This is a genomic window from Streptomyces sp. NPDC087215, assembly GCF_044744885.1.
Taxonomy (GTDB): domain Bacteria; phylum Actinomycetota; class Actinomycetes; order Streptomycetales; family Streptomycetaceae; genus Streptomyces.
Genome location: NZ_JBIUZD010000005.1, coordinates 510,946 through 519,467, shown reverse-complemented (window position 1 = coordinate 519,467; position 8,522 = coordinate 510,946). Strand labels below are relative to the sequence as shown.

7 protein-coding genes are annotated in these 8,522 nt (G+C 74.7%); 5 read left to right on the top strand and 2 right to left on the bottom strand.

Annotation, left to right across the window (positions count from 1 at the left end; all coding sequences use genetic code 11):
- The 5 genes from ACIO92_RS17645 to ACIO92_RS17625 all read left to right on the top strand — a co-directional run.
- On the top strand, positions 1-359 hold a 359-nt coding region (locus ACIO92_RS17645), incomplete at its 5' end, for a transposase family protein (RefSeq protein ID WP_402281586.1).
- A gap of 728 nt (positions 360-1,087) precedes the next feature.
- Entirely contained in the window at positions 1,088-1,267 is a 180-nt protein-coding gene (locus ACIO92_RS17640; RefSeq protein ID WP_366440115.1) for an SPOR domain-containing protein, read from the top strand.
- A gap of 237 nt (positions 1,268-1,504) precedes the next feature.
- The gene (locus ACIO92_RS17635) at positions 1,505-1,954 is read left to right on the top strand and encodes a (deoxy)nucleoside triphosphate pyrophosphohydrolase (RefSeq protein WP_366440116.1); all 450 of its coding nucleotides are present in this window, start codon (positions 1,505-1,507) and stop codon (positions 1,952-1,954) included.
- Positions 1,955-2,097: 143 nt separating this feature from the next.
- On the top strand, positions 2,098-2,520 hold the full coding sequence (locus ACIO92_RS17630; protein WP_366440117.1) for an ATP-binding protein: 423 nt from the start codon (positions 2,098-2,100) through the stop codon (positions 2,518-2,520).
- Between the two features lie 180 nt (positions 2,521-2,700).
- A complete protein-coding gene (locus ACIO92_RS17625; protein WP_402281850.1) occupies positions 2,701-5,235 on the top strand; it encodes a SpoIIE family protein phosphatase in 2,535 nt (844 codons plus the stop codon).
- Between the two features lie 171 nt (positions 5,236-5,406).
- Here the strand turns inward: ACIO92_RS17625 and ACIO92_RS17620 are convergent, their stop codons facing one another.
- On the bottom strand, positions 5,407-6,114 hold the full coding sequence (locus tag ACIO92_RS17620; RefSeq protein ID WP_401242687.1) for a PspA/IM30 family protein: 708 nt from the start codon (positions 6,112-6,114) through the stop codon (positions 5,407-5,409).
- A 102-nt stretch (positions 6,115-6,216) separates the two neighbouring features.
- On the bottom strand, positions 6,217-8,343 hold the full coding sequence (locus ACIO92_RS17615) for a TPM domain-containing protein (RefSeq protein ID WP_402281852.1): 2,127 nt from the start codon (positions 8,341-8,343) through the stop codon (positions 6,217-6,219).
- Positions 8,344-8,522: the final 179 nt, after the last annotated feature.

Here is an 8,522-nt window from a genome sequence, read left to right as displayed (position 1 = left end):
ACGCCGACACCAAGCTGGTGATCGCGGCGGCACGGCCGGTGCCCGGCAACACCGCGGACGCGAAGGCCTGGCGGGACTCCGGCCTGGCCACCGTCTGCCAGGGCATGACCGTGCTGGCCGACGGCGCCTACATCAACACCGGACTCGTCGTCCCACACCGCAAACGCCCCGGCCGAGCGCTGCTACCCGGCGAAGAGGAAGACAACGCCGAACACCGCAAGGTCAGGGCCCGCGTCGAGCACGCCTTCGCCCGCATGAAGCACTACAAGATCCTCCGCGACTGCCGACAGCGCGGCAACGGCCTCCACCACGCCGTCCAAGCCGTCGCCCACATGCACAACCTCGCCATGGCAGCATGACCAGACCAGCCCGAAACCGGCCCTGACCTGCCCAGACACAACCTTCTGCAACACGCTTTAGGCCGTGTTTCGAAAGTCCCGCCTGCCTGGCGACGTCTGGCACGCACGCTCGTGCCTGGCGGTCGGCGCCCTCGCTGCCGCTGGTCGGGTGCCCGCGACGGCCGGTCGCGCTGCGCCCGCCCGCGCCCGCCCGTGTCCGCCGCGTTCGCCTCCGGCTCGGCCACCCTGGTCTTCCTTCGCTACGGTCGCCCCGCGTCCGCCTGCGTCCCCCGTGTCCGCCCGTGTCTCCCGCGTCCCCACGTGTCGTCCCCGTCCGCCCCCCGGACGCCTCGTGCCCGTGGGCCACCCGGCCCCGTCGGGGAACGCGCCACCCGTCCTCCGGGCGGAGGGGTGGACCTTTCGCGGGCTTCCGGCGCGGGGGATCGGCTCGTGTGTCCCGGAGGCGGGCCGCCGGATGGGGCGCCTTCCATGGCGCCAACTGCGGGGACGTTCGCGGTGAGGGGCCAAGGAGTGCGCGCGGGGGACGTACCGGCTCCGGGGGCGGCGGTTCAGGGGGCGGGGCCCCCGGTGTCAGGGTCGGCCGCCTTCCGTCGGTTCCCGGCCGATCCGTATCTCTTCGTGCAATTCCGTATCCGCTGTGTGAAGGTCAGGCGTAAGCTCCGGCATATGCGGATCGAGGTTTCCCGGAGACCCTTGGCGGCGCCCGGACCGGCGGAGGGAGAAGTCAGATGACCGAAAGCGGCCCCGTCCTCGTCTGGCTCGTCGTCCGGCAGGACGACAACGGCAACCGCTACCGGGTGGGGCGGTACGCGACCGAGGACGAAGCGCAGAAGATCGCCGACAGCCTCGACGACCGGGGCCACAAGCAGCTCTACTGGGTCGAGCGCATCGGCAGCCCCGCCCTCTGACCCGCCGGACCCCGCCCGGCCCCAGGTCCTGACGGCCCCGACCGGCCCGCCCCTCCGGCGAGCACGCTCCGGACAGGGCGACCGGCCCCGACGGCCCGCGCGGGCGAGAGCGCCGGTGGCCCGCCCGGCCCCGGGCTCCGAGGCCCCGGGCTCCGACGGCCCCGCCGAGCGCCTCGCGGGCCGGGCGCCCCGGCCCGGGACCGGGCCTGGGGCCGTGGCCGGGCTAGGCTCGCGCCCATGACGGATCGCACCTCCCGCCCCACCCCGCCCCCCGGGCCCGTCGTGGTCGTCGCGGGCGCCCTCTACGACCGGGGGCGGCTCCTCGCCGCCCGCCGCAGCGCCCCCGCCGAGCTGGCGGGCCGCTGGGAACTGCCCGGCGGCAAGCTCGAACCGGGCGAGACCCCCGAGGCGGCCCTCGTCCGGGAACTGCGCGAGGAACTCGGCGTCGAGGTCGAACCGGGGGAGCGCATCCCCGGCGAATGGCCGCTCAAACCCGGCTACGTCCTGCGGGTGTGGACCGCCCGGCTGCTCTCCGGTGAACCCCGCCCGCTGGAGGACCACGACGAACTCCGCTGGCTGACCCGGGCCGAACTGGACTCCGTCGACTGGCTCGACCAGGACCGGCCCGCCGTCGCGGAAGCCGCGCGCGGGCTCCCCGCGACCCCCGTGACCGGAGCACACGGCTGAGTCCCTACGCCGTTCGTGCCACCGTGCGCCCGCTGTTGCGCCCAGCGCGATATCTCGTACCAAATTACGGGTATGTCCTGAATGACCCGTTGGAAGAGGACGTGGGCCTTCCTGCTGACGCACGGCTGGGGAAGTGATCGGGTGTGATCGACACCGACGGCGACCGCGCCGAGTGGAACTTCCCGGCGGAGGCGAACGCCGTGCGCACGGCACGCCACGCCGTGCGCGAGACGCTGCGGGCCTGGAAACTCGACTCGGAGCTCGGAGATCTGACCGTCCTGCTGGTCAGCGAGCTGGTGACCAACTCCCTGCGGTACGCGTCGGGGCCCATCGGAGTGCGTCTGGTCCGCCCCGACCGGGACCGGGCCGACCCCTCGCACCCGCCTGGGCTCCTGGTGGAGGTCTCCGATCCGCTTCCGGATCCGCCGACCGAACGCGCCCCGGGACCGGAGGACGAAGGGGGGCGCGGACTCGGTCTCGTGGCCTGTTCCGCACGCCGCTGGGGAACCCGTAAGGGAAGTCAGGGCAAAACCGTATGGTTCGAGCTGGCTCTGCCTGGTGAGTAAACAGGAAGGGACGACGATCACCGGTACTCGGCGTCAGGCGAACGAGACCACCCTGTGATCGTGAACGTCGTGCCGCCGGTGCCCGAGGTGCTGAATACTGCGGGCATGGCCGGTCCGGTGCGGTGAGCTGGAGGGGACGGTCGCGTGAGCGAGATACCTGAGACGGCGAGCGGCGGCGTCATGTGGCACAGCAGCCCGCCCGGCTCCATCTACGACTACATCCGGGTGGCGTCCTTCTCGATCGGGCCCGACGGCCTCGTCGAGCAATGGAGCCGACGGGCCGTCGACCTCTTCGGAGTCACCGCCGAAGAGGCCAGGGGCAAGGATCCCGTCGAAGCCTTCATGCCCGCCGACCTGCGCGAGCGCGGGCGGCGCAGGGTCCGGGAGATCCTCGACGGCAAGGAGTGGACGGGCCTCGTCCCGTTCCGCGTACCCGGCGAGGACCGGCCCCGAGGCATCGCCGAGATGTACGTCATGCCCAGCGAGACCCCCAGCGGGGAGCGGGCCGCGCTCTGCATCGTCGTCGATGTGCGCGCCCTGCGCCGGATCGAGACCGACCTCGCCGCCTCACAGGCGATATTCGGCCAATCCCCCTTCGGTTTCCTCCTCTTCGGCACCGACCTCACCGTCAAGCGGGCCAACCGGCGGTTCGCCACCGTCTTCGGCGGCTCCGCCGACGACCACCGGGGCCGTACCGTGCACGACTACCTCGGCCGCGCCGAGGCCGACCGGCTGACCGCCGCCCTCCGCAGGGTCCTCGACACCGGGGAGTCCGTCACCGACTTCGAGATCGTCGGCGCCGCGCCCGGCGCCAGGGACCGCCGCCACTGGTCCGTCAACCTCTACCGGGTGCACAGCGGCTCGGGCCGCCCCATCGGCGTCGCGGGCCTCGGCATCGACATCACCCGCCGCCACAACACCGCCAGGGAAGCCGCCAGCGCCCGCCGCAACCTCGCCCTCCTCAACGAGGCGGGCGCCCGCATCGGCAACTCCCTCGACCTGGAGGCCACCGCCCGCGCCCTCCTCGACGTCGCCGTCCCCGGCTTCTGCGACCTGGCCTCCGTCGACCTCTACCAGGGCCTGCTCACCGGCGACGAAGCACCACCGGGCCGGTGGGGCAGCTCCCACGACATCGGCTACGGAGCGGGCAGCGCCGAACTGCGCAGGGTCGCCTTCGCCAGCGCCGTCTCGGACGCCGCCCTGAGAACCGACGGCGACCACGAACCCGGCAGCGGCTGTTGCGGCCCCGAACACATCGAGGTCGGCGCCGTCCACCGCTACCCCTTCAACTCGCCGTGCGCCGGAGCCCTGCGGACCGGCCGCCTCCGGACCGTGCCCGGCTCCGGGGGCGACCTCGTCCGGTCCACCCTGGTCGTCCCGATGACCGCCCACGACACCGTCGTCGGCCTCGTCCGGTTCTCCCGCACCAAGGGCAGCGAACCCTTCGGCGAGCGCGACCGGGCCCTCGCCGCCGAACTCGCCGCCCGCGCCGCCGTCTCCATCGACAACGCGCGCCTCTACCGCCGCGAGCACGAGCGCGCCCTCATCCTCCAGCGCAGCCTCCTGCCGCCCGGCGACCCGGAGGCGGCCGGACTCGACATCGCCTGCCGCTATCTGCCCGGGACCGCCGCCACCGAGGTCGGCGGCGACTGGTTCGACGTCATCGAACTCCCCGGACACCGCACCGCCCTCGTCATCGGGGACGTCATGGGCCGGGGACTGCGCGCCGCCGTCGCCATGGGCGAACTGCGCACCGCCGTCCGCACCCTCGCCCAGCTCGATCTGGAACCCGCCGAAGTCCTCTCCCACCTCGACGAGATCGCCCGGGGGCTCGGCGCCCCCATCGGCGCCCAGCAGTCCCGCACCCACAAGGGCCGGGGCCCCGAACTCTCCGAGGTCTACCTCGCGACCTGCGTCTACGCCGTCTACGACCCGGTGACCCGCCGCTGCACCTTCGCCAACGCCGGGCACCTCCCGCCGGTCCTCGTCGAACCCGGCAAGGCAGCCGCCCTGCTCGACGTACCCCCCGGGATGCCGCTCGGCGTCGGCGGCGAACCCTTCGAGGAGGTCGAGGTCGAACTGCCCGAGGGCGCGCTCCTCGCCCTCTACACCGACGGCCTCGTCGAGTCCCGCGACCACCCCCTGGACGAGGGCCTGAGCGCCTTCCAGCGGGCCCTCACCGACCCCGTCCGCCCGCTGGAGGACGTCTGCGACCGGGTCCTCAGCACCCTGAACACCGGGCACGGCGAGGACGACATCGCCCTGCTCATGGCGAGGATCCAGGGACTGCCCGGCGAGGCGGTCGGCGACTGGCAGCTGCCCAGGGAGCCCCGCTCGGTCGGCCGCGCCCGGGAACTCGCCCGCGCGCAGCTGGGGGCCTGGGGCCTCGAAGGACTCGTGGACACCGTCGAACTCCTCGTCAGCGAACTCGTCACCAACGCGCTCCGGTACGGCGAGGGCGAGATCCGGCTGCGGATGCTCCGCGACCGCACCCTCGTGTGCGAGGTGTGGGACGCGGGGCTCGTCCAGCCGCGCCGCCGCCGCGCCAAGGACACCGACGAGGGCGGCCGGGGCCTCCAGCTCGTCGGGCTCCTCAGCTCCTCGTGGGGCGCGCGGCGGACCCCGCGCGGCAAGACCGTCTGGTTCGAACTGGACCTCCCGGACGGCGAGGGCACGGCGGAACCCACGGTGGAACAGCTCCTGAGCATGTTCTGAACCCCGGCCCGGCTCTGAGGGGGTCCCGGGCCGCCCCGGCCCTGCCCGTCCCGGGCCGCCCCGGCCCGGTCCTGCCTCGTCCCGGCCCCGCCGGGTCCTGCCCTGTCCCGGCTGCCCCGGCCGTCGCCCGAGCCGTTCCGCCGTGACCGGTCGTCGTCCCGGTCCCGGCCGTCACTCCTTGAGCGCGGCCAGCCGGGCCTCGATCTCGGCGGTGTCGCCCAGCGCGTCCAACCGCTCGAACTGCGCGTCGAGGGAGGAGGCCGCGAGTTCCTCCTTGCCCAGGGCCCGCGCCTCCTCCCGGCGCACCTTGTCCTCGAACCGGCCCAGTTCGCCGGCCGGGTCGAGGACGTCGATGTTCCGCACCGCGTCCGTCATCGTGTTCCGTGCCCGCGCCGACCGGGCGCGGGCCACCAGTTCGTCCCGCTTGGCCGTCAGCTCGCCCAGCTTGGCCCGCATCTGGTCGAGGCCGGTCCGCAGCTTCGCCACCACCTCGGTCTGGGCGGCGATCGTCGGCTCCGCCGTCCGCGCCTCCTTCTCCGACTGGAGCTGACGGCCGAGCGCCACCTTCGCCAGGTTGTCGAAGCGGTCCGCCTCCGCCGTCTGTCCGGCGCCGCGCAGCGCGTCGGCCTTCCGGCTGGCGGCGAGCGCCTTGCCGCCCCACTCCTTCGCCGCCGCCACGTCCTCCTGGTGGTCCTGCTCCATCAGCCGGAGGTTCCCGATGGTCGAGGCGACCGCCTCCTCCGCCTCCCCGATGTTGCCCGTGTACTCGCGTACCAGCTGGTCCAGCATCTTCTGCGGGTCCTCCGCCTGGTCGAGCAGGGCGTGGATGTTGGCCTTCGCCAGTTGGGTCACCCGGCCGAGGACGGTCTGCTTGCTCATGGCGCTGCTCCTTGTGGGGGACGGAGAGGGGAGGGAGAGGGTGGGGGAGTGGGGGGAGTGGGGGTACGGGCGTGAGGTCGTCGTTCCGGTCGCCGCCGGGGCTCAGAAGCGGCCGCCACCGCCGAGCCGGCCGCGGGTGCCGCTGCCGCCGAAGCTGCCGGGCCCGCCGGAGCCCCCGGAGCCGCGGGGACCCCGGCCGTATCCGCCGCGTCCGCCGCCGAACAGCCCGCCGAGGATGATGCCGCCGAGCACCGCGCCGCCGAGCCCGCCACCGGTTCCGGCCGTCCCGAACGGCCCGCCGGGCCCGCCGGGACCGGGGCCGTCTCCGGGGCCGTTCGGGTTGCCGTAGGTCCGTACGTCCCGCTCGGCGAGGTCCTGGGCGCGGCGGGCGAGCGCGTCCGCCCGCTGGGCCTCGGCGAGGGCGGCGGCCGGTTCGTCGGCCCCGGCCAGCGCCCCGGCCTCCTCCAGATGCCGCTGGGCCTCGGCCAGCCGGGTCCTGGCCTCGGCCCCGACCGCGCCCCGGTGCGTGGTGACGTAGTCCGCGGCGGCGCCGACCGCCGAGCGGGCCGTCAGCATCGCCTGGCCGAGGAGCGCACGGGCGCGCCGGTCGCCCGAGGCGTGCTCCCTGGCCCCCGCCAGGGCCTCGTCGAGCGCCGTGTCGGCCTCCTCGACCCGGCGGAGCGCGTCGATCGGGTCGTACCGTCCGGTGTCCACGGTGCGCCGGACCTCGGTGAGCACCGACTCGGCGCGGGCGATCCGGCCCCGGAGGTCCGCGGTGACCGCGCCGTCCCGGGTGCCCTCCAGCAGCCCCCGGGCCTCCGCGAGGTCGGCGTCGGTCTCGGCGAGGGCCCCGGTCAGCCGGCCGGCCGCCTCGGCCAGTTCCCGGGCCCGCCGGTCCACGGCCCCGATCAGCCGGGCCGCCTGGTCCACGGCTCCCTCGGCGGCCCGGATGTGGACGGCGGCCCCGCCGTTGTCCCCGGCATCGATCCGCTGGTGGGCCTGGTTGACATGGGCCGTCGCGAAGACCAGCCGGTCCTTGGCCTGCTCGACGTCGCCGCCGACGGGGGCGGAGGCGGTGTCGGCGTACCGCTCGCGCAGGGCGGCCAGGGTCGCCTCGGCGGTGCCCGTCCGGCCGGTCTGCTCGCGGAAGGCGGCCTCGACGGCCACCAGGGCCTCGGGCGCGGTCCGTTCCAGGGCCCGGAGCCGGTCGAAGTCCTCGGTCTCGGCGTCGAGCCGGGCGTCGGCCTCGGCGCAGCCGCGCAGGATCTCCGTGAGCAGCTCCCGGCGGGTGGCGTCGTCCTCGGGGAAGGCGTCGTCGAGCCGCTGGCGCAGCCGGAAGGCGGCCGTCAGCCGTTCCTCGGCGAAGGCGACCGCCTCGGTGAAGGGGCGGACGGCCTCGTCGCCGAACTGGGCGGTGGCGAAGCCGAGTTCCTCCCTGCTGGTGCGGACGGCGTCGTCGGTGGCGACCAGGGCCCTGCGGGCCTCCCCGTCGAGCGCGTCGAGGGACGGCGGGGCGGTTTCGGCGGGCGGGCCCCAGCCCCGGTCGCCGCCGGGGGTGGTGCGGGTCTCGGTCCTGCGGCGCCTCTTGACGTACGCGTACGCCGCCACGGCCCCGGCGCCGCCGACGAGCACCACGGGCAGCACCAGGTCGGTGGCGGAGCCGCCGTCGTCGGGGGCGGGTCCGGGGTCGGCGGGTCCGGGGGTGATGACGGGGACGGGCACGGGCAGGTCGGCGAGGACGGCCGTGTAGCCGTCGGCGGCGCCGATGGCGGCGCCCGCCCAGTCGTTCTGCCGGAGCGCGGGTTCGATCGCGGTGCGGGCGACGTCGTCGAGCTGGGCGCGGGTGAAGCGGGAGGCCGGGTCGGCGGAGTAGCCGTACCGGCGGTCGTGGGTGGCGACGGCGAGGAGCAGGTCGTCGGCGCCCAGGCCGTTGCGCTGGGCGGTGGCGTCGGCCCAGTCCTGTCCGCCGCGCCCGGAGAAGTCGCGGACGTAGACGACGAAGAGCTGGACGCGCCGGGCGTCGTAGAGCCGGCCGAGGGCCTGGACCACGGCGGGGCGGCGGTCGCCGAGGGCGTCCACCCGGTCGGTGATCTGGCCGTCCCGGGACAGGGTGACGGGGTCGTCGGCCTGCGCCCCCTGGACGGCGGGCACCAGGAGCCACCACGCCGCCGCCAGTACCGAGAGGAGGGCTCGGGTGGCTCGTCGCGGCACACGGGTGGCTTTTCGCATCACAGAAGGGAGGTTATGTCCGCATATGGGGGTCCGCGACCGGGAGGGCGGGGTGGAGTCGGGGCCGGGGGCGGGTCGGGGTCAGGGGTGGGGGAGGGGCCCCGATTGGGCCGCAAGGGTGGGATTTTCGGACATGGCGCCGTGTCGTGATGGCCGGATCTTCATCGTCCTTTTCATTG